We start from the raw sequence: 19,857 nt of genomic DNA, 5'->3' as shown, positions 1-19,857 counted from the left end.
TATCATGCAAAACAACACTAAAAGTATAACGTTAAACCTTGGTCCGCAACATCCGGCAACGCACGGAGTTTTAAGGCTAATTCTTGAGATGGACGGGGAAGTGGTAAATAACGCTGATCCTCACATTGGGTTACTTCATCGTGGTACCGAAAAGCTGATTGAACATAAAACTTATCTGCAAGCTATACCTTACTTTGATCGCCTTGATTATGTTTCGCCAATGAGTCAAGAACACGCTTTTGCTTTAGCTGCCGAATCACTATTAGAGTGCGAAATACCACGAAGAGCTCAGTTTATTAGGGTGCTATTTTCAGAACTAACGAGAATCCTGAACCATACATTAAACATCGGTAGCCAAGCTTTAGATGTCGGGGCAACCACTCCTTTATTATGGCTGTTTGAAGAGCGTGAAAAGATCATGGAGTTTTACGAACGTGTTTCTGGCTCTCGTATGCACTCGAACTATTTCAGACCAGGCGGCGTTGCTGAGGATTTGCCTAGCGGCTTACTTGAAGATATTGATAAGTTCATTCAGCAATTCCCGCCTAAACTTCAAGATATTGAAAATCTGCTAAATGAAAATAGGTTATGGAAACAGCGTTTAGTGGATATTGGTGTTGTTTCACAAAAAGAAGCCATGGACTGGGGATTTTCAGGACCAATGCTTAGAGGTTCGGGCATAGCCTGGGATTTGCGTAAATCAAACCCTTATGACGTTTATGACGAAATGGATTTTGAAGTACCGATCGGCAAAAATGGCGATTGTTATGACAGATATTTAGTGCGTATGCTTGAAATGTATGAGTCTGTTAAGATAATCAAGCAATGTATAGAAAAAATGCCGCAAGGTCCGGTTAAAACTGATGATCCAAAACTAGCACCACCAACAAGGGCTAAAATGAAAGAGTCTATGGAAGCAATGATTCATCACTTTAAGCTTTATACCGAGGGGTACGATGTTCCAGCCGGCGAGATTTATAAGGCAGTAGAAGCTCCTAAAGGCGAGTTTGGCGTATATTTATACTCTAATGGCGGTAACAGACCTTACAGATGCCGAATTAAAGCCCCAGGATTTGCTCACTTGCAAGGACTTGACTTTATGTCTAAAGGTCATTTAATGGCAGATGTTATTACTATTATAGCAACACTTGATATAGTATTCGGTGAGATCGATAGGTAGACTCGTTTTATTTGAAAAATTGGCTACGTCGCTTCTAGATTTTTGATCCTCACGTACCAAAGTGTACGCTGCGGTCAAAAATCTAGATGCTTCTTGCTCTTTTCCAAATAAAACTTCGTCTACTAAATTATTCATGATATTAGGAGTATATGAATACAAAAATGACAAATTTTAGTTTTGATAAGAAAAATTTAAGTCTAGCAGAAGATATCATAAAAAAATATCCTCCGGAGGGCAAAAGAAGTGCCATATTACCACTTCTTGATCTTGCTCAACGTCAAAATGGCGGTTGGCTGCCCGTTCCTGCTATTGAGTATGTGGCGAATATGCTAGAAATGCCGTATATGCGAGCTTATGAAGTGGCAACTTTTTACACTATGTTTAATCTAAGGTCCGTCGGTAAGCATCATATACAAATATGCACCACTACCCCTTGCTGGTTGCGTGGTAGCGATGATATCATGAAAACTTGTGAGAAAAAACTTGGCATAAAAGATAAAGAAGTAACCAAAGATCAAAAATTTAGCCTAATTGAAATCGAATGTTTAGGTGCATGCGTTAATGCTCCGGTAGTGCAAATTAATGACGATTATTATGAAGATTTGACGCCGAAAAAGATGGAAGCAATTATAGATAAGCTGCGAAATGACTAGAATATTATTATTACTTCTTACTTTCTATCGATATTTTATTTCCCCATTACTTGGTGGTAACAATTGCCGATTTTATCCTACCTGCTCCAAATATGCTAAAGAGGCACTAAACACACATGGAGGTATCAAAGGATCATGGCTTACTTTTAAAAGAATAATTAAATGCCAACCTTTTTGCGATGGCGGATATGATCCTGTTCCAACAGTAAATAGTATTACTACCCCTATGTCATTCCCGCGAAAGCGGGAATCCAGAAGAAAAATTAAATAAATACAATAGATTTTTAAAATTAAAAGCTAGATTTATCTCGCTTTATACTGGATTCCTGCTTTTAGCTAAGAATGACATATAGGATATTTTCCGATCCAAGCAACAATACCTACGCGGGCATGACACCGAAGATGCTTTTCGAACAGTGCAATGAATTAATAATAAATTAAAATGAGTAATACACTAACCCCATTAGGACGTGAATTCTTTGCTAGAGATACTAATATAGTAAGTCAAGAGCTGCTGGGTAAAGTTTTATATTTCCAAGGTAAAACAGCTATTATTACTGAAACTGAAAGCTATATTGGACAAGAAGATCCGGCTTGTCATGCTGCAAGAGGTCGTACAAAAAGAACTGATGTAATGTTTGGTCTGGCTGGTTTTAGCTATGTTTATCTGATTTACGGCATGTATTATTGTCTAAACTTCGTAACCGAAACTGACGGCTTTCCTGCTGCCACCCTAATTCGTGGAGCATATATTATTTCACCTACAAATTTGCATCTAAATGGACCAGGAAAGTTGTGTAAATATTTAGGAATTAATATTTCTCATAATAGAATTGACCTAATTAATAACAACGAATTTTTTGTTAGTGACATTAACTTAAAACTCCCTTATTCTACCACCACACGTATCGGCATAACTAAAGGCACAGATAAGCTATGGCGTTATGTCGTTGCTAATCCTATCAATTTAACAAAAATATCATTTTAACTAAAAGCAGAAGTTTGGAAGAAGATTATTGGAGCGGGTGGAGGGATTCGAACCCTCGACTTCGACCTTGGCAAGGTAGCGCTCTACCCCTGAGCTACACCCGCTTAAATATAGAATAATTAGCTGTGGGCATTTTAATATTTGAATTTAAGGGGATAAAATTCATTATTAATATTAAAACGCCCTTGTGCTTTTTATTTAAGCGACTTTGAATATAAGAAATAATGGAATAAATTGCAATAGTTAAATTAGAAAATTATTAATATATTGCATTTATTTTTAAGACGATTTCTTCCATAAATCGCCCCTTTGCACTAGCTGATAAACTTACTAGGCTCTGTCCAAATAAGTGTGTAAATTTCCCAAAGGTTATATAAAAGAAAATATAACAAAAAGAGAAATTACAATGACAGAGAAACAAAATGCTGCAATGGATCAAGCGATAGATTTATTGATCAATAATGATACAGATGTATCAACTTTATTTGCGTAGGATGATTTATTAAAAGAACTGACCAAGCGTCTTGTAGAGAGAGCTTTACAGTCTGAGATGAATAATCATTTAGGATATAGCAAGTATAATCAAAGTGCTGCCCAGAATTCACGTAATGGTTATAATACAAAGAATCTAATTACAAAGAATGGTGCTGTTGAGATTGAGGTACCAAGAGATAGAAATAGTAGCTTTGAACCATCATTGGTAGCAAAGCGTCAAAGAAGACTTGATGGTTTTGATGATAAAGTACTATCTTTGTATGCTAAAGGTATGAGTTTATCAGATATAAAATTACAGCTTCAGGAGTTATATGGAGCTGATGTAAGCAAGAGTTTAATTAGCGGGATCACAGATGATATAATAGAGGATGTTAAGCTATGGCAGAGCCGTCCATTAGATCCAGTATATGCTATAGTATTTTTTGATTGTTTAATAGTAAAAGTGCGTCAAGATAAACGTATTATCAATAAATCAGTATATGTTGCCTTAGGCGTTGATTTAGAAGGACGGAAAGATATTTTAGGATTGTGGATCAGCGAGAATGAAGGAGCTAAATTTTGGCTTGGTAATTTTACTGAGATGAAAAATAGAGGTATGCAAGACATACTGATAGCATGTAGCGATAACCTTAATGGTATGTCTGAAGCTATAGGTGCTGTTTTTCCAAAGACGGAGCATCAATTATGTATTGTACATCAAATTACAAATAGTTTAAGATATGTATCATACAAGGACCGGAAAGAGCTTGCTGGTGATTTAAAAACTATTTATTACAGCTAGCACAGAAAAAGAAGCACTTTCCGCTTTAGAGGCTTTTGAATCTAAATGGAATAAACAATATCATCAAATTGCTAAATCTTGGTACGTTCACTGGGATAATTTAATGATTTTTTTTAGAGCCTGTCTTGAAAAGATATAAGAAATAATTTATATTGTCAAAAAATAATAAAGTAGGAATATGTATCCCAGTGATATAGTGGAAGAAGAAAGGATACATTTAGCTCCATTTGTTGGTCCTTGCAAGATAGGACGGTCACGTAAACATAATATAAGAGATATAATTAATGGCATTCGTTACGTAATGAGGAGTAGTTGTCAGTGGCGATTATTACCTAAAGATTTTCCCCCATGGCAAACAGTATATGACTATTATTTACGTTGGCGTAAGAATGGTAGATGGCAAGAAATACATGATAGATTAGTCCAAAAAGTAAGGGAGAAAGAAAGTAAGAAATCCACTCCTACTGTAGGGATTATAGATAGTCAGTCTGTTAAGACTACCCAAAAAGAGGAGCTAGAGGATATGATGCAGGCAAGAAGATTAAGGGTAGGAAACGCCATATAGTTACAGATACACTTGGTTTAGTATTATCATGTGAAGTACATTCAGCAGGTATACAAGACAGAGATGGCACTAAAAATGTAATAATCAAGGCAAAAGCAAAATATCCTAGTATTATCAAATTTTTTGCAGATAGTGGTTATGCTGGAGCATTACAAATTTGGTGTTTTTTAACTGTAAGAGCATTACTGACAATTTCTCGTAAAATTGTTGATCAAGTGGGGTTTAAAGTGATTCCCAAGCGTTGGATAGTTGAACGTACTTTTGGCTGGCTCAATAATTTTCGTCGTATGAGTAAAGACTATGAGCATAACTATAAAACTTCTGAACATATTATTTATATCAATATGATTACACTTATGCTTAAAAAATTGACTAAACCTTAATTTCAAGACAGGCTCTTAGGATATCCAGAAGAAATAAGGAAAATAATTTATACAACTAATGCTGTGGAATCCGTTAATAGTCAACTTCGAAAAGTTACAAAAAATAAACGGGTTTTTCCAAATGATAATGCTGTTTTTAAAAGCTTATATTTAGCAATTGATTACATGACCAAAAAATGGTCAATGCCTATGCCAAATTGGAATGCGGCTATGGCTCATTTTTTAATCTCTTAGGGTTTAATTCCCCGAAGCTCTGCTTCGTGATATACTAGATGCATGGAAGAAAGCAGTTATATACATAAAAGTCATAATGTCACAGTACTAATATATCATTTAGTAACACCGGCAAAGTATAGAAGAGTAATATTCAATGAGGAACTAGACGATTATTTATGTAAAATTTGTGAGGACATAGAAGCTCGTTATGAAATTAGATTTTTGGAAATAGGAGTAGATAAAGATAATGTACATTTTTTACTACAGTCAATACCAATGTATAGCCCAACAAAAATAACTCAAATCATAAAAAGTATTACATCTAAGGAAATGTTTAAGAAATATCCAAATCTTAAAGAAAAATTATGGGGAAGTGAGTTTTGGAGTAAAGGATATTTTATGAGCACAGTATGTAAACATGGTGATGAGCGGAAATTACGTAATTATGTAAAAAATCAAGGTTCAGGCAAACCTTCTTATAAAGCATTTCAACAAAAACAGTTAAAACTTTTTGGATAGATACCTCGTAGCTCTGCTGCGAGGAGTATCATTAAAATTTGAAGATAGAATCTAGTCCTTTGAAAAAGTTTGCACACTTAATTGGGAAGACTCGATTTCTGATTCATGCGATATACACTTATTATTTGCATAACTTTTATACAACTTATAACCGGCATAACCAATTGCACTTATAACTCCTAAAACTGCCGCTCCACCTGCAATGTACACACCTAGTGAATAACCATCATTGTGGCTTTCGTTATCCTCTTGCTGCTCTGTCATTGAATTTAATAATGTAGTTACAGTAGTATTTACTATTTCAGATACAGTACTATTTGTTGCTTGAGTTATATCATTCAATATTTTAAATACCCTACAATCCCCAAGCTAGAAAAATTGTTGAATAAATTGTTCATCATTGTTGGGATATATTAGTTCCTGTGTATTTTTCTTATTATTTATAAAATTCCAAATATCTTCTCTAGTATAATTTTTAACATCCTCAAAAGTGCGTTGTTGAAAAATATTTAGTGCTTTATATAGATTTTGTATACATACTTGAGATTTTTTATTATCATACAAATAAAATGTACCGTTTAACTCATGTTGCGTATAGTTATAAGCTGCTTCATTATTTTGTAATGCAGTTACGACATTATCTTTTATTTCAAAAATTCCCTTAAACTCTTTTTCTACATATTGTATGCCCAATTGGCATGTATTACCTAATGATTCAAAAAATTTTCGAGCTTGTGTAACACATGATTTAGGAGTAATATAACTATCATTAGATATAACATATTCTTCACTTCCTAGAAAAAAATTGGTAAAATTACCGAACATATTAGGATTTTCTTTAACCCTAGAAATAGGTTGAAGACTTAATTGAAATTGTTTAGGCATAACACTCTCCATATATTATAGTTGATTATGAAAAGGTATAATATAAATATTTTTAGCGGTTAATAATTGTTATTATTTAATAAAATTGCTTTTTAATTGATATAATAGCTCTAAAGCTTCTTTAGGCGATAATTTATCAGGGTCGATGGTTTTAAATTTTTCCTCCAATTTACTGTTTTGTAGTTTAGGGGACTCAATAGCGAATAGACTCAAATTATTTGACTCCGTCGATAAAATATTCTTTCCTTTACCTGCGGCATTTTTCTCAAATTTAAGCAGAATCTGCTCTGCTCTATTGATAACGCTTGCAGGCAGCCCCGCTAAAGCTGCAACATGAATGCCATATGATCTATCGGCTGCACCTGCTATAATATTATGTAAAAACAAAATATCTTTGCCTGATTTCTCAATAGCAATAATATAATTTTGCATAGCCGGCAGAAAATTATCCATAATAGTTAGCTCATGGTAATGGGTTGCAAATAAACACCGACATTTCAGCTTATCATGGATGTATTCAAGCACTGACCAAGCGATAGATACGCCATCATAAGTAGAAGTTCCACGCCCTACCTCATCTAATATAATCAACGAGTTTTTAGTAGATTGTGCAAGGATCGCTGACGTCTCTAACATCTCTGCCATAAAAGTCGATTGTCCTTTAATCAAATCATCAGCTGCTCCGATTCTGCTAAATATCTTATCCACCATCCCTATTCTAGCACTTTTAGCAGGCACAAATGAACCTATTTGAGCAATGATTGCGATAATGGCATTTTGCCTTAGGAAAGTACTTTTACCTGCCATATTAGGACCGGTAATTAGCCAAATACGTTCCGCTTCCGATAAATGACAATCATTATGCACAAAGCTTTTTCTCTCTCTATTCAAAGCCTCTTCGACTACCGGATGTCGCCCTTTAACGATGTCAAAGCTTAAATCATCCGTAAACTCAGGTCTGACATAATCATTTTCGCTTGCAATATAAGCAAAGTTACAAAACACATCAATACCGCTTAAGGAGCTAGCAAGAATCCGTAAATAATCGGATTGCTTCGTTACTCGCTTGCATATATCTTCGTATAACTCTTTTTCCAAACTTACTACTAAGGTTTTAGCATTAACTAGATCGCTTTCAAGTTTTTGCAACTCAATTGTAGTATAACGCACGCTATTAACAGTAGTTTGACGATGAATAAATTTGGGATCATTAATCTTATTAGCATTTTTAGCGGTGATATCGATAAACAGCCCTATCACATTATTATGAGATATTTTTAAACTATCTATACTTGTTTCTCTTTTATATTGATCTTTTAGTTTCTCAATATGTAGTTTACCATTATTAATTAAATCATGTAGCTGCAATACTTTTGGGTGGTATGAATGCTTTATAACACCGCCATCATTTAAATTATTCGGTGCATCTTCACATATGCTTTCCTCAATTAAATTATACAACTCATCATTTCTTATTAACGGTTTAACAATTTTTTCAATAAAGCTTGGTAGCTCAAAACCATAATTATCAAAGAATATTTCTTTAATAGAGTTAGCCGCCTCTAACGTATATTTAATACTAAGCAAATCACGCCCCGAACCTCTATTCATAGTAATACGGGTTAAACAACGCTCTATATCGCTGGTTTTCTTAAGTAGCTCACGGACTTTTGCAGTTATATCTAGATTAGAATGAAAAAAATCGGTTATATTTAAACGCTGATTTATTTTATGAATGTCAGTTAACGGGCTTGATAGGAAATTATATAACAATCTACCGCCTTGTTTAGTAACAGTGTGGTTAAGGGTACTTAGCAAGCTTCCTTTATTCCCTCCACACGAATTTGTGACTATCTCAAGATTACGTCTTGTTGAAAAATCAATTGTCATATAACTATGAAAATCGATAATTTTTGGCTTTGGTAAATTTGGGATATTTTCTTTTTGCGTTAGGGTAAGATATTCCAAAATACTACCTATTGCACAAATTTGGTTGCTAGATATTTCCCCTACCCCTTTAATATCTCTCATCTTATAAAAATCTAGAATAATTTTTTCACATTTATTAGCAGCAAAAAAACTATCAACCTGATAAGTAATACGGAAATTTAGTTGCTTAGAAATATTACTCACAAGATCAGAAGATCTTAAATGCTCACTAAGTAGAATTTCACGAGGCTTAAGGCGGGCAAGTTCATTAAGAATTTCAAGCTCAGGAACGTTAACTACAAAAATTGTGGAAGTAGAAAGATCAGCATAGCAAAGTGCTGCCATATCTTTGTTTTTCGGCACAACAAGACTTGCTAGATAATTCGGTTCAGCCGTAGTAATCAATTTTTCTTCAATCACTGTGCCAGGCGTTATAATACGAGTAACATTTCTATTAACTACCGCCTTATAACCGCCTCTATTTTTTGCTTCTTCAGGAGTTTCGAGTTGATCGCAAATAGCGACCTTATAATTTTCTTCGATTAATTTAGTTAGGTAATTTTCAAGAGCATGGTAAGGTACGCCGCACATCGGCACTTCTTCATCGCCGTTCTTACCCCTCTTAGTTAAAGCAATACCGAGTACGCCGCTAGCAAGCACGGCATCCTCATAAAACATTTCATAAAAGTCACCCATTCTAAAAAGCAATAAGCAATCTAGGTGAGCAAATTTAATATCTAAATATTGCTGCATCATTTTAGTAGCAGCATCATACCCAAATTTATCCTTAAACTCTTTAAAATCCATACCAAGTAAAATTATTTATATACTGGTTTATGACTATATAAGAATGTGCTAATTAATTAAATATATATTTTTCATTATCAGATTTTTAGATAATCATTGCTGTGTTTCTCAACATATTCTTTATATTTACCTTTAAAATCGATAATATTTCTTTTATGAGAAAGAGCGATAATTCTAGTTGCTAGGCTTGCAAAATCACGATCGTGAGTAACTAATATTACTGTACCCTCAAAAGACACCGTCAAGTTAAGAGAGATGTAAATTAAGTATTGAGCAAATGCATGGAATAATTTATAGAATAGCAGTAACCATTTATCTCTAAATTTCACCATTATGCGTATTACTCAAGCTCCGAAGAGACATCGTTTTCCAGCAAGCATCATTAGCCATGCAGTATGGTTATATCATCGTTTTAATAGTAGCTACCGAGATGTTCAAGAACAGATGGCATATCGAGGTATTATTTTGAGTCATGAAACAGTAAGATTTTGGTGCAATAAATTTGCAGTTTATTTTCAAGATGTTATCAGAAGGAGAGAGCGGAAGCCAACTGATAAATGGCATTTAGATAAAATGAACATTAAGATTAAAGGTGAAGTATTCATACTATGGAGGGCTGTTGACTCTGAGGGACATGAATTAGAAGTATTGCTACAGAAGCGACGCAACAAGAAATCAGCTATTCGCTTTTTATTAAGATTATTGGGCAATTACCCAGCTCCAAGAGTAATTGTTACTGATAAGCTCAAGAGTTACATTAAACTGATTAAGCTTATGTGTCCTAGGACTAAACATCGAACTAATAAGAGATTAAATAATCGCGTTGAGAATGCACATCAACCAACTAGGCGAAAAGAGAAGATATTGATTAAATTTAAGCATCCTAATGCAGCACAATGTACATTATCACTGATGGGAAAAGTTAGAAATATATTTGCCGTAAATGTTGGAAGATATACTAAAACAGCACCTTACCAAAGAATTGCATTTGCATCCGCTAAATCCATTTGGGATGAAGCTACTCAAAGACTTCTTGCTGCCTGAAATCTAAAAATATTACTCTTTTTGACACTATGTTACTTAACTTGACGATGCCCTTCTAATTCATGTCCCTCAGAGTCAACAGCCCTCCATAGTATGAATACTTCACCTTTAATCTTAATGTTCATTTTATCTAAATGCCATTTATCAGTTGGCTTCCGCTCTCTCTTTCTGATAACATCTTGAAAATAAACTGCAAATTTATTGCACCAAAATCTTACTGTCTCATGACTCAAAATAATACCTCGATATGCCATCTGTTCTTGAACATCTCGGTAGCTACTATTAAAACGATGATATAACCATACTGCATGGCTAATGATGCTTGCTGGAAAACGATGTCTCTTCGGAGCTTGAGTAATACGCATAATGGTGAAATTTAGAGATAAATGGTTACTGCTATTCTATAAATTATTCCATGCATTTGCTCAATACTTAATTTACATCTCTCTTAACTTGACGGTGCCATTCTATTAATCAAATTAATAAAAGTGGCGAAACAGCTTTAAGTTTAGCTGAGAACAAAAACTTTAAAAATATATGTGATTTATTAAATGAACAAATTAACGGATTGAATAATATTAATGAATTAGGCAAAATAGTATTTTTGGAATAGATTAGAAAAAGAAATGGACGCAACTTATCCACCCTTTAAATTTTTATGCTGCTTGTGAATTTTGTTGCATAAAACTTTACCCTTGGTGGTTAGCAAATCGTACTACTTGCTTCCACCATTCAAATTATTCGCAATTAATAATAAATGTACTAAATATTAAATTCATTATACATATTTGTATATTTTCCTATAATATCTTTAGCTAATTCAGCTATATTAGCATTAATTTACTATCCGATGATAGATAAACTAAATATAATAATCATCTGAAAGTCAAAAAATCATGCATAAATTCTTATTAACTTTAAAATTAATGCGGGCAGATAAGCCGGTAGCTTATTTGCTGGTCTTCTTTCCTGCCTTATTTGGCTTGCTACTTGCAAATCCGTCTAAAGCAGATTTAATACATTTATTGCCATTATTTATCTTAGGTAGCATAACTACAAGAAGTAGCGGGTGTATTATCAATGATATATTTGATCGAAAATTCGATAAGCATGTTGCCAGGACTAAAAACCGCCCTATAACTAGCGGTGCTTTGTCTATAAAATATGCTATCAGCATACTCTTTATTCTTGCTTTTATCTCGCTTTTTATTTTGCTAGCTTTGAGTAGGACGGCAATATATATAGGTTTTTTTGCAGTAATTATGATTAGTACATATCCGCTAATGAAACGGATCACTTACCTCCCACAAGTTTTTTTAGGCTTTACGTTTAATTTAGGAACGCTAATAGCCTATGCAGCAGTTCAGAATAAGCTTGATATAGGAGCAATTATCATGTATTTAGCCTGCTGTTTATGGACGATAGGGTATGATACTATATATGGATTTATGGATATAAATGACGATAAGAAAATAGGAGTAAAATCTTTAAGTATTTACTTAGAGAATAAAGCCTATAAATTTTGGCTTTATATATTTTATGTTGGATTTATTTTGTTATTTATCTCAGCTGCCGGCTATAATGTAGACTATCTACCTATCCTAGCTGCTTCAATCTTGTTAATATTACAAATAGCAACTTTAGAAATTCACAATCCAACTAATTGTATGACGAGATTTAAAGCAAATCATTATGCCGGATTTCTATTAAGTCTAAGTCTTTATTAAATATATTACTAATTTATATATAACCATACCTATACAAATCTTACAAAATTCGCTGGCACCGTCAAGTTAAGAGAGATGTAAATTAAGTATTGAGCAAATGCATGGGATAATTTATAGAATAGCAGTAACCATTTATCTCTAAATTTCACCATTATGCGTATTACTCAAGCTCCGAAGAGACATCGTTTTCCAGCAAGCATCATTAGCCATGCAGTATGGTTATATCATCGTTTTAATAGTAGCTACCGAGATGTTCAAGAACAGATGGCATATCGAGGTATTATTTTGAGTCATGAGACAGTAAGATTTTGGTGCAATAAATTTGCAGTTTATTTTCAAGATGTTATCAGAAAGAGAGAGCGGAAGCCAACTGATAAATGGCATTTAGATAAAATGAACATTAAGATTAAAGGTGAAGTATTCATACTATGGAGGGCTGTTGACTCTGAGGGACATGAATTAGAAGTATTGCTACAGAAGCGACGCAACAAGAAATCAGCTATTCGCTTTTTATTAAGATTATTGGGCAATTACCCAGCTCCAAGAGTAATTGTTACTGATAAGCTCAAGAGTTACATTAAACTGATTAAGCTTATGTGTCCTAGGACTAAACATCGAACTAATAAGAGATTAAATAATCGCGTTGAGAATGCACATCAACCAACTAGGCGAAAAGAGAAGATATTGATTAAATTTAAGCATCCTAATGCAGCACAATGTACATTATCACTGATGGGAAAAGTTAGAAATATATTTGCCGTAAATGTTGGAAGATATACTAAAACAGCACCTTACCAAAGAATTGCATTTGCATCCGCTAAATCCATTTGGGATGAAGCTACTCAAAGACTTCTTGCTGCCTGAAATCTAAAAATATTACTCTTTTTGACACTATGTTACTTAACTTGACGATGCCGGTTTAGGCATTAAATTTACGAGCGAGATTGCGGAGCGTATAAAAATACATGAGCACAATCGAGACTCGCAAAATTTCATGTATCAACCTTATTGATTGACGCTATATATGTTTGTTTATAAAATCATCTGTAACTTCAAATAAATCTTTAATTGGTGGGCGGAAGCTATTAGTCATTAAAACAAAAGCTTTTTTATGGTTTGATCGTGCCATATTATATCCACATAAGCAGCTTGTTCCTGACATATAACCAGTTTTTGCGATAATATCTTTTGAAAGTTTGGTACGATTTTCAAGTGTAGAATTTTCTTCTCCAGATCTTGGTAATGTATTTATAAATTCAGGGATTTCATAGCTTTTTTTAACAACGAAAAAAGAATGGCAGGTTGAATACGGTTATATCTTGAAAGCCCAGAACCATCAACAAATAAAGAATCCTTTGTATCAATTATAAAATGCTGTTTAATTAATTGTTTGATAATATCATTCCCTTGAGTCCAATCTGTAATTTTTTGGCTTGAGTTATAATTAATGACAGTCAAATATATACTGTCAAATACTAAATTGTCAGAACTCTTCATTGCAGGTTTTATAATTTCTTTAAGAGGGAGTGACTCAATTTGATTTAATAACTTAAAGCTACTAATTATTTTACTTGTATCCTGAGCAATTTTTATTTTACCTTTTATATTAAGTGTTTTAAGTATTGCTTGTATTCTCTTTACTATATACTCATCGTGGTTTTTAGGAGCAAGTTTTAATTCTATAGGATCATCTTTGTTATTAATATTGCCTGCAATTCTAATTGTTCCTTTTAGTTTCTTTACTATATATTCATCATGATTTTTAGAAGTAAGCTTTAATTCTATAGGATTATTTTCCTCATTAATATTGTCTGTAATATTCATTATTTCGTCATTCCATGATAATTGAAAAGATGAAGGGCTACTATTTGTTATTATATTAGAATGAATATTATATCTCAGATCAGTCAATATTTTAGCAGGTTTTCCTAGGTTATTTGGTGTTATTTTTACTTATATAAGATTTTTATCTATGTTTATAGAAGATACAGGCGTCGAATAGTTTTTTCCTATATCGTCTATCATAAGATTAGATGAATATGGAGACGTTTTAAAAATTGAGCTATCTAGAATGATATATCCGTTAATTTTTGAATTACGAAGTGGTTGTAATAAACTTATTAGCTGCTTAGAAGTTAATGTAGGATCACCAGAAAATTTTATTATTAGATCATGAATTTTATTGCCCTTTTTGTTAACTAATAATTCTGTTTTATATTTATATAAAGGATCAAGAGTTTTTAATGCAACAAGAGCAGTTACAACTTTTTGACAGTTAGCAGGTGTAGCATAAACTTTTGAGTAATGTTCTTTATAAATATAATTATTTTGTACATCTCCAATGATGTAAGAATAAAACCCTGGCTTTTTTTGATATAATTGTTTGTATGGTGAAGTGCAGCTTGTTAGTAATATAGCTATAATAATTAGAAAACAAATTTTCATTATCCTCCTATGTAAACATCCTAACTATTGGAATATTTGAAGGATCAAGCAATTTTTTCATTTGCGTAAAAGCTTGCACAATATTTTCTACAGAACTATCAATAAATTTATCGGTGTTGATATAATTTTCTGATTCATCTTGAATATAAAAAAGAATAGATGATACATAAACTGAAAGCAGTAAGCCTCGTTTAGTATAATAATTATAATCAATCGATTTATCACCAGTATATTGCCAAATAATATCACAGCTGTGGAATGCAACTTCTGTACCTTGAATAGGGTTTAGTGCAAAATATGTAGCATTTTTGCTATGAATAATAGGTAACACGACTTTAATTCTAGTCCTTACTGCTAAGGATATTTTTTCTCTTATTTTATTTGGTACTTCCTGTTTATTTAAAATCTCTAGCGTAATATTGTCTAGATAGCTTTCAAAAAATTTTACTATTTCGGCTAATCCATCTGGAAAAAGTATTAAGCCATAGCCCTTAGCAAAGCCGCATTTTTCTTCTGCTTCATTAATTATTTTGTCATTCCATTCGTTAAATGGTAATAATTCTAGTAATGATTGCATAAAGCTTATTTTCTTTATGTAGTGTTCTTCTTGAATATTCATATTTTTAACCTTGACATATAACTTATTATATAGATAATATAGCTTGTTACCAAATATATATTTATTTTTAAGGAGAGTAATTTTAGTGATACTAGTAAATGTTCACGCCGGTAATTGTGATAATACGCTTAAGAATTTTAAGAAAAAGCTACAAAGAGAGCTTTATTTTCGTAAAATGAAAGAACAGCGTTACTACGAACCAAAGTCAGTAAAGCGTGTTCGTAAAGCACAAGAAGCTGCACGAAGAAAAAGAAAGTTTGCTCGTAAAAGAATGTACGAAGATTAAAATTTCTAATTAGTTTCAGGTAAAATAAAAGGCAAGTTATTACTAAATAGCTTGCTTTTTTATTGTTTATATGCTACCTGTCATCCCGCGACTTGATCGCGGGATCCAGCATAAAGCGAGATAAATCGAGCTTTTAGCTTTAAAAAGTTATTGTATTTATTTAATTTCTAGATTCCTGCTTTCGCAGGAATGACATAAAACTCAAGCAACAACGCTACACCCTACGAACGTACAACAATCCATAAATCAATGAGCCAATTATTATGACTAATGGCGTTAGAGGAAGATCGAAATAGAAAGAAGAAGCAGCAGCACAAAAATTAATAAATAGCGAAACAAAAATCGATATTATAATCATCAAGGCAGGACTGTTCGCAATAAATCGTGCAATCATAGCAGGAATAATCAAAATAGCCGTCACCATAAGCACCCCAACTATTTTAATTGCAGAAAATACTGACACGGATAAAATAAGTAAAAATAATAGTTCTATAATATTAACTTTTACGTCTTTAATTAGTGCTATATCTCTGTTAATAATTATAAGAAGAATTTGATTATAAAAATATATAATAAAACCTATAATAACTATAAACATTATTGCTAGCACAATTAAATCATCAAAAGTTATAGATAAAATATCGCCAAACAGTAAATTTACTATATTGTTTTGTGCAGAAGAAAAATAATTAATAATTAAAGCAATAGCTAGCATAGTGCTAGAAATTAAATTAATAACTGCATTTTTTTCAGAATTATTTTGGAAGATAAATACAAAAATCGAAAAAAGAATTGCAACAATTAGTCCTGAATATATTAACGGAAAATGAGCGATAATACTAATGCTGACCGCTAAAAAGCTACTATGAGCAAGCCCGTCGCCAAAGTAAACATATCTCTTCCATAATGCTATGCAGCCGATGGGAGCAAATATGCAGCTAATTAAAATTAAGGCTAATATTATTAATATCATCTAAGTATATTAGAGCTTATGTCTTCAATCGATAAAAACGAATTAGAAAAATTTGAAAAAATCTCTCATAGTTGGTGGGACAAAGAGGGGGAATTCGGTATTTTACACCGCATAAACCCTATTCGTCTTAACTATATAATAGAGAAAATAAAATCGTATTACAACGATATTTCTAAACTAGAAATATTGGATGTAGGTTGTGGTGGCGGTTTAATTGCTACTAATCTTGCAATGCAAGGTTTTAACGTTACAGCTATTGATGCTTTGCAAAGTAATATTGATACTGCTTTGGCTTACGCTACCAAAAATAATATTAAGGTAGATTATTTAAAAAGCACTATAGAAGAATTAGAAAACGATAAGCAATATGATGTAGTGATTTGTCTTGAAGTTATAGAGCATGTGGAAAATGTTCAAGAATTTATGCTTAATTTAGTAAAGCGTATTAAGCCAAAAGGCATGGCTATAATTTCTACGATTAACCGCACCAAAAAAGCTTATTTACTCGGGATAATAGCAGCTGAGTATATACTCGGATGGGTGCCCAAAAATACTCATGATTATAGTAAGTTTCTAAAACCATCTGAAATTTATGAGATGCTCGCAGACACTAATGTAGAAATTGAGGAGCTAAAAGGTTTGGTGTATAACATGGCAGAAGACAAATGGGTATTAAGTGATGATGATATAGATGTAAATTATTTTATGTGTATACTCGTTTAATTTGAAAAATTGGCTACGTCATCCTACAAGTACTTCGGTACTCACGTACTAAAGTGTACGCTCCGTTCCTCGTCTTGTGGATTCCTTGCTCTTTTCCAAATTAAACTTCGTCTACTAACTTTTATGCACTTATAGATATATTAAAAAAATGACTAACAACGTAATTACTAGATTTGCTCCATCACCGACGGGGTTTTTACATATAGGTTCAGCAAGAACGGCTTTATTTAACTATTTATTTGCTAAGCATAATAACGGCAAATTTCTATTACGTGTTGAAGATACTGATAAAGAAAGATCAACAGAAGCAGCAGTAGAAGCTATATTTTCAGGTCTGAAATGGTTAGGGCTTAATTGGGATGATGAAGTTGTATTCCAATCTAAACGCAATGATCTTTACAAGCAAGTAGCGTTAAAGTTGCTTGCAGAAGGTAAGGCGTATTACTGTTTTACTCCACAAGAAGAAGTAGAAAAGCAGCGACAAAAAGCTGTAGAAAATAAACAACATTTTATTTTTAACAGCGAGTGGCGTAATAAAGACCCATCTACTTATCCAAAAGACGTAAAGCCGGTTATACGTTTAAAAACTCCAAGCTCAGGTAGTATAACAATTCATGATACTTTGCAAGGTGATGTGGTAATTGAGAATTCCCACATTGATGATATGGTATTGCTACGTAGTGATGGCACTGCTACTTATATGCTAGCTGTGGTGGTTGATGATCACGATATGGGTATAACTCACATTATTAGGGGTGATGATCATTTAACGAATGCTGCAAGGCAAATCGCTATATATAACGCTTTTGGTTACCATGTTCCAATTATGACTCATATACCGCTAATTCATGGAGCAGATGGTGCTAAATTATCTAAGAGGCATGGGGCTTTAGGTGTTGAAGCTTATAAGGATATGGGATATTTGCCGGAAAGCTTATGTAATTATCTGTTGCGGCTTGGTTGGAGTCATGGAGATAATGAAATTATTTCGCTGGATCAAGCAATAAAATGGTTTAACCTAGATTCACTTGGTAAATCACCTGCAAAGCTTGATTTTACTAAAATGAACAGCTTAAATAGCCATTATTTAAGAATGCTTGATGAAAATAGTTTAATTACTAAAATTTTAGAGATATTAAATAAAAATTATAAGGTCAGTGAGCAGGAAGTAAATTATATAAGACGTGGTTTGCAAGGTTTATTAGTTAGAAGTGAAACACTGCTAGATTTAGCAAAGCTTGCTAAAATTTATTTAGTAAATATTCCTGTTGCTTATGAATCGGAGGCAAAAGAGATAATAGCAAATTGCAATAAAAATTTGATTAATAATGTTGTACAAGGCTTAGAAAAACTTGAGCGGTTTGATAAAGAATCAGTACAGGATGAATTTAAGAAAATAGCAGCAGCAAATAGTTTAAAGCTAAATGAAGTTATGAAGCCTGTGAGAGCTTTAATAACCGGTATGGTCGGCTCACCTAGCATATTTGAAATTGCTGAAATTTTAGGGAAAGAAAATATTTTAAAAAGGTTAGAAATAAAATGAAGAATTATATAAAGAAAACTATATTTGTTTGTAGTGGTTTATTTGTAATAGTTGGGGTTTTTGTATTATTTAGGGTGGAAAATGTTAATGCTTCAACAGCTCCTAAAAAATATGGAGCTTGGAATTTAAACTGCAATCTTAATAACGAACAAAAACAAATTTGCTTTCTATCACAACAAATTAATAATACGGAAAAAGATAAAGAGAAAGAAATATTAGCAATGTACCATATTGGTTATTTCAGTGATGATCAAAGCATAAAAGAATTAAAACTAATTGAAGTACTACCGCCAAATGTTCAAATTCCTGCTGGCACAGCTATTAATAGCGGTGAGAAAATATTGCACCAGGAAAATATATAAATTGTACGATAAATAGTTGCCAAGCTATAGCTACTATTACAAAAGATGATATTGAAATGATTTTATTAAATGATAATTATTTAGAGTTCATAACGGCTGATGGCAAGCAAGCTAAAATTACATTTATAAAACATGGTTTGAAAGAGGGACTAAAGGTTTTAGAGAGATAGCAAATTACTAATTATGATATAATATGAATGAAATAAATATTCGTTCCGCAACAATTAATGATATATCAAGTATTTTACCTTTAATGTCGCAACTCGGTTACCCATCTAGCATAGAAGAATTAACAGCTCGTTTTAGTAATTTTATAAACATTGATGGATATGGTGTTGCCGTAGCTAGTTTAGATAATAAAATTGTTGGAGCTATTGCTTGGTCTAAATCTATATTATTTGTTTCAGACAAAACTAGGATTCATGTTGAAGCTTTGATTATTGATGAAAATTACCGAGAGCAAAAAATCGGTAAAAAGCTTATGGAATATTTAGAAGAAATAGCAAAAAATTATAGCCCCGTAATAGTTGATCTTACTTCTGGTTATAGACGAGCTAAAGACGGTACACATGCATTCTATGAAAATATAGGATATAAATGCGGTGAATCAGCAGGAGCATATTTTAGAAAAGAGCTATATATTTAAAATAAAGGCTTGATTTATCTGCACTTTATCTGCATACTATAAATAGTAACTTATGCAGATAAAGTACCGTTATTATGCAGATAAATCT

Annotated in this window: 25 protein-coding genes, 1 tRNA gene and 2 pseudogenes; 18 read left to right on the top strand and 10 right to left on the bottom strand. The window is 32.7% G+C overall.

All coding sequences use genetic code 11. The annotated features are described in order from the left end of the window. Window positions 1-4: 4 nt before the first annotated feature. The 4 genes from nuoD to ACICQC_RS03230 all read left to right on the top strand — a co-directional run bounded on the left by nuoD (window position 5) and on the right by ACICQC_RS03230 (window position 2,821). Window positions 5-1,180, top strand: a complete 1,176-nt coding sequence (gene nuoD / locus ACICQC_RS03245) for an NADH dehydrogenase (quinone) subunit D (protein WP_395477365.1) — start codon at window positions 5-7, stop codon at window positions 1,178-1,180. 149 nt (window positions 1,181-1,329) lie between these two features. Then, complete coding sequence (nuoE, locus tag ACICQC_RS03240; protein WP_395477364.1) at window positions 1,330-1,833, top strand: NADH-quinone oxidoreductase subunit NuoE; 504 nt, start codon at window positions 1,330-1,332, stop codon at window positions 1,831-1,833. Beyond that, on the top strand, window positions 1,826-2,104 hold the full coding sequence (yidD, locus tag ACICQC_RS03235) for a membrane protein insertion efficiency factor YidD (RefSeq protein ID WP_395477363.1): 279 nt from the start codon (window positions 1,826-1,828) through the stop codon (window positions 2,102-2,104). Before nuoE ends, yidD begins: the two co-directional genes overlap by 8 nt. Window positions 2,105-2,275: 171 nt before the next feature. Then, window positions 2,276-2,821 (top strand): DNA-3-methyladenine glycosylase, encoded by a 546-nt coding sequence (locus ACICQC_RS03230; RefSeq protein ID WP_395477362.1) that lies wholly within the window; start codon window positions 2,276-2,278, stop codon window positions 2,819-2,821. Window positions 2,822-2,850: 29 nt separating this feature from the next. Here ACICQC_RS03230 and ACICQC_RS03225 read toward each other — a convergent pair. Then, window positions 2,851-2,925 (bottom strand) — tRNA-Gly (locus tag ACICQC_RS03225). Between the two features lie 245 nt (window positions 2,926-3,170). On the opposite strand from ACICQC_RS03225, the gene ACICQC_RS03220 reads away from it, so the two are divergent. The 6 genes from ACICQC_RS03220 (at window position 3,171) to tnpA (ending at window position 5,780) form a co-directional block, all read left to right on the top strand. Then, window positions 3,171-3,314, top strand: coding sequence for a hypothetical protein (locus ACICQC_RS03220; protein ID WP_395476501.1), 144 nt, complete (start codon window positions 3,171-3,173; stop codon window positions 3,312-3,314). A gap of 57 nt (window positions 3,315-3,371) precedes the next feature. Beyond that, window positions 3,372-4,097, top strand: coding sequence for an IS256 family transposase (locus tag ACICQC_RS03215; RefSeq protein ID WP_395477361.1), 726 nt, complete (start codon window positions 3,372-3,374; stop codon window positions 4,095-4,097). Between the two features lie 178 nt (window positions 4,098-4,275). Further along, window positions 4,276-4,662 (top strand): transposase, encoded by a 387-nt coding sequence (locus ACICQC_RS03210; RefSeq protein WP_395477360.1) that lies wholly within the window; start codon window positions 4,276-4,278, stop codon window positions 4,660-4,662. Continuing rightward, window positions 4,638-5,045, top strand: a complete 408-nt coding sequence (locus ACICQC_RS03205; RefSeq protein ID WP_395477632.1) for a transposase — start codon at window positions 4,638-4,640, stop codon at window positions 5,043-5,045. The genes ACICQC_RS03210 and ACICQC_RS03205 overlap by 25 nt, the downstream gene beginning before the upstream one ends. 63 nt (window positions 5,046-5,108) lie before the next feature. Beyond that, window positions 5,109-5,279 carry a transposase gene (locus ACICQC_RS03200; RefSeq protein ID WP_395477359.1) on the top strand — a complete coding sequence of 57 codons (171 nt, stop codon included), beginning with the start codon at window positions 5,109-5,111 and terminating at the stop codon, window positions 5,277-5,279. Between the two features lie 42 nt (window positions 5,280-5,321). After that, window positions 5,322-5,780 (top strand): IS200/IS605 family transposase, encoded by a 459-nt coding sequence (tnpA, locus tag ACICQC_RS03195; RefSeq protein WP_395477358.1) that lies wholly within the window; start codon window positions 5,322-5,324, stop codon window positions 5,778-5,780. Window positions 5,781-5,831: 51 nt separating this feature from the next. On the opposite strand, the gene ACICQC_RS03190 is transcribed toward tnpA, so the two are convergent. The 4 genes from ACICQC_RS03190 to ACICQC_RS03175 all read right to left on the bottom strand — a co-directional run bounded on the left by ACICQC_RS03190 (window position 5,832) and on the right by ACICQC_RS03175 (window position 9,733). Beyond that, window positions 5,832-6,122: a hypothetical protein gene (locus ACICQC_RS03190; RefSeq protein WP_395477357.1), complete on the bottom strand. Its 291-nt coding sequence runs from the start codon at window positions 6,120-6,122 to the stop codon at window positions 5,832-5,834. Between the two features lie 27 nt (window positions 6,123-6,149). Then, entirely contained in the window at window positions 6,150-6,665 is a 516-nt protein-coding gene (locus tag ACICQC_RS03185) for a hypothetical protein (RefSeq protein WP_395477356.1), read from the bottom strand. Window positions 6,666-6,737: 72 nt separating this feature from the next. Further along, on the bottom strand, window positions 6,738-9,401 hold the full coding sequence (mutS, locus tag ACICQC_RS03180; protein WP_395477355.1) for a DNA mismatch repair protein MutS: 2,664 nt from the start codon (window positions 9,399-9,401) through the stop codon (window positions 6,738-6,740). A gap of 77 nt (window positions 9,402-9,478) precedes the next feature. Beyond that, a complete protein-coding gene (locus tag ACICQC_RS03175; protein WP_395477354.1) occupies window positions 9,479-9,733 on the bottom strand; it encodes a hypothetical protein in 255 nt (84 codons plus the stop codon). Window position 9,734: 1 nt separating this feature from the next. On the opposite strand from ACICQC_RS03175, the gene ACICQC_RS03170 reads away from it, so the two are divergent. Continuing rightward, window positions 9,735-10,445, top strand: coding sequence for an IS6 family transposase (locus tag ACICQC_RS03170; RefSeq protein ID WP_395476422.1), 711 nt, complete (start codon window positions 9,735-9,737; stop codon window positions 10,443-10,445). A gap of 32 nt (window positions 10,446-10,477) precedes the next feature. On the opposite strand, the gene ACICQC_RS03165 is transcribed toward ACICQC_RS03170, so the two are convergent. Continuing rightward, complete coding sequence (locus ACICQC_RS03165; protein ID WP_395477353.1) at window positions 10,478-10,810, bottom strand: transposase; 333 nt, start codon at window positions 10,808-10,810, stop codon at window positions 10,478-10,480. Between the two features lie 531 nt (window positions 10,811-11,341). Here ACICQC_RS03165 and ubiA point away from each other — a divergent pair. Further along, a complete protein-coding gene (gene ubiA / locus ACICQC_RS03160) occupies window positions 11,342-12,172 on the top strand; it encodes a 4-hydroxybenzoate octaprenyltransferase (RefSeq protein WP_395477352.1) in 831 nt (276 codons plus the stop codon). A 153-nt stretch (window positions 12,173-12,325) separates the two neighbouring features. Continuing rightward, window positions 12,326-13,036, top strand: a complete 711-nt coding sequence (locus ACICQC_RS03155; RefSeq protein WP_395476494.1) for an IS6 family transposase — start codon at window positions 12,326-12,328, stop codon at window positions 13,034-13,036. Window positions 13,037-13,313: 277 nt separating this feature from the next. Here the strand turns inward: ACICQC_RS03155 and ACICQC_RS03150 are convergent. The 3 genes and pseudogenes from ACICQC_RS03150 to ACICQC_RS03140 form a co-directional block, all read right to left on the bottom strand. After that, a pseudogene (locus ACICQC_RS03150) lies at window positions 13,314-13,996 on the bottom strand (D-alanyl-D-alanine carboxypeptidase); the annotation flags it as partial. Window positions 13,997-14,125: 129 nt separating this feature from the next. Continuing rightward, window positions 14,126-14,617, bottom strand: coding sequence for a D-alanyl-D-alanine carboxypeptidase (locus tag ACICQC_RS03145; RefSeq protein WP_395477351.1), 492 nt, complete (start codon window positions 14,615-14,617; stop codon window positions 14,126-14,128). 7 nt (window positions 14,618-14,624) lie between these two features. After that, window positions 14,625-15,236, bottom strand: a complete 612-nt coding sequence (locus ACICQC_RS03140; protein ID WP_395477350.1) for a COQ9 family protein — start codon at window positions 15,234-15,236, stop codon at window positions 14,625-14,627. A gap of 85 nt (window positions 15,237-15,321) precedes the next feature. Here ACICQC_RS03140 and rpsU point away from each other — a divergent pair, with 85 nt between their 5' ends. Beyond that, the gene (gene rpsU, locus ACICQC_RS03135; RefSeq protein ID WP_011477128.1) at window positions 15,322-15,522 is read left to right on the top strand and encodes a 30S ribosomal protein S21; all 201 of its coding nucleotides are present in this window, start codon (window positions 15,322-15,324) and stop codon (window positions 15,520-15,522) included. A gap of 214 nt (window positions 15,523-15,736) precedes the next feature. On the opposite strand, the gene ACICQC_RS03130 is transcribed toward rpsU, so the two are convergent. Next, entirely contained in the window at window positions 15,737-16,495 is a 759-nt protein-coding gene (locus ACICQC_RS03130; protein ID WP_395477349.1) for a metal ABC transporter permease, read from the bottom strand. 18 nt (window positions 16,496-16,513) lie between these two features. Between ACICQC_RS03130 and ubiG the strand changes: the two genes are divergently transcribed. From ubiG to ACICQC_RS03110, 4 genes and pseudogenes are all read left to right on the top strand, one after another. Beyond that, entirely contained in the window at window positions 16,514-17,218 is a 705-nt protein-coding gene (gene ubiG / locus ACICQC_RS03125; protein ID WP_395477348.1) for a bifunctional 2-polyprenyl-6-hydroxyphenol methylase/3-demethylubiquinol 3-O-methyltransferase UbiG, read from the top strand. Window positions 17,219-17,366: 148 nt separating this feature from the next. Further along, entirely contained in the window at window positions 17,367-18,761 is a 1,395-nt protein-coding gene (gene gltX / locus ACICQC_RS03120) for a glutamate--tRNA ligase (RefSeq protein WP_395477347.1), read from the top strand. Further along, window positions 18,758-19,293 (top strand): annotated as a pseudogene (locus ACICQC_RS03115) (invasion associated locus B family protein). The gene gltX and the pseudogene ACICQC_RS03115 overlap by 4 nt, the downstream one beginning before the upstream one ends. Before the next feature lie 23 nt (window positions 19,294-19,316). Further along, complete coding sequence (locus tag ACICQC_RS03110; protein ID WP_395477346.1) at window positions 19,317-19,769, top strand: GNAT family N-acetyltransferase; 453 nt, start codon at window positions 19,317-19,319, stop codon at window positions 19,767-19,769. Window positions 19,770-19,857 lie beyond the last annotated feature (88 nt).

Origin of the sequence: Rickettsia endosymbiont of Pantilius tunicatus, assembly GCF_964291875.1 — a bacterium.
Classification (GTDB): Bacteria; Pseudomonadota; Alphaproteobacteria; order Rickettsiales; family Rickettsiaceae; genus Rickettsia.
The sequence above is the reverse complement of the archived record's forward strand: the minus strand, read 5'-3'. Positions and strand labels throughout refer to the sequence as shown.

Bases quoted from the DNA above. Each gene is read 5' to 3' on its own strand.
- ACICQC_RS03140 (WP_395477350.1), bottom strand. From the start codon at position 15,236: ATGAATATTCAAGAAGAACACTACATAAAGAAAATAAGCTTTATGCAA.
- ubiG (WP_395477348.1), top strand. From the start codon at position 16,514: ATGTCTTCAATCGATAAAAACGAATTAGAAAAATTTGAAAAAATCTCT.
- ACICQC_RS03110 (WP_395477346.1), top strand. From the start codon at position 19,317: ATGAATGAAATAAATATTCGTTCCGCAACAATTAATGATATATCAAGT.
- nuoE (WP_395477364.1), top strand. From the start codon at position 1,330: ATGAATACAAAAATGACAAATTTTAGTTTTGATAAGAAAAATTTAAGT.
- ACICQC_RS03170 (WP_395476422.1), top strand. From the start codon at position 9,735: ATGCGTATTACTCAAGCTCCGAAGAGACATCGTTTTCCAGCAAGCATC.
- ACICQC_RS03155 (WP_395476494.1), top strand. From the start codon at position 12,326: ATGCGTATTACTCAAGCTCCGAAGAGACATCGTTTTCCAGCAAGCATC.
- ACICQC_RS03215 (WP_395477361.1), top strand. From the start codon at position 3,372: ATGAATAATCATTTAGGATATAGCAAGTATAATCAAAGTGCTGCCCAG.
- ACICQC_RS03165 (WP_395477353.1), bottom strand. From the start codon at position 10,810: ATGCGTATTACTCAAGCTCCGAAGAGACATCGTTTTCCAGCAAGCATC.
- gltX (WP_395477347.1), top strand. From the start codon at position 17,367: ATGACTAACAACGTAATTACTAGATTTGCTCCATCACCGACGGGGTTT.
- ACICQC_RS03210 (WP_395477360.1), top strand. From the start codon at position 4,276: ATGTATCCCAGTGATATAGTGGAAGAAGAAAGGATACATTTAGCTCCA.
- ACICQC_RS03185 (WP_395477356.1), bottom strand. From the start codon at position 6,665: ATGCCTAAACAATTTCAATTAAGTCTTCAACCTATTTCTAGGGTTAAA.
- ACICQC_RS03175 (WP_395477354.1), bottom strand. From the start codon at position 9,733: ATGGTGAAATTTAGAGATAAATGGTTACTGCTATTCTATAAATTATTC.
- ACICQC_RS03130 (WP_395477349.1), bottom strand. From the start codon at position 16,495: ATGATATTAATAATATTAGCCTTAATTTTAATTAGCTGCATATTTGCT.
- ACICQC_RS03230 (WP_395477362.1), top strand. From the start codon at position 2,276: ATGAGTAATACACTAACCCCATTAGGACGTGAATTCTTTGCTAGAGAT.
- nuoD (WP_395477365.1), top strand. From the start codon at position 5: ATGCAAAACAACACTAAAAGTATAACGTTAAACCTTGGTCCGCAACAT.
- tnpA (WP_395477358.1), top strand. From the start codon at position 5,322: ATGGAAGAAAGCAGTTATATACATAAAAGTCATAATGTCACAGTACTA.
- yidD (WP_395477363.1), top strand. From the start codon at position 1,826: ATGACTAGAATATTATTATTACTTCTTACTTTCTATCGATATTTTATT.
- ACICQC_RS03145 (WP_395477351.1), bottom strand. From the start codon at position 14,617: ATGAAAATTTGTTTTCTAATTATTATAGCTATATTACTAACAAGCTGC.
- mutS (WP_395477355.1), bottom strand. From the start codon at position 9,401: ATGGATTTTAAAGAGTTTAAGGATAAATTTGGGTATGATGCTGCTACT.
- ubiA (WP_395477352.1), top strand. From the start codon at position 11,342: ATGCATAAATTCTTATTAACTTTAAAATTAATGCGGGCAGATAAGCCG.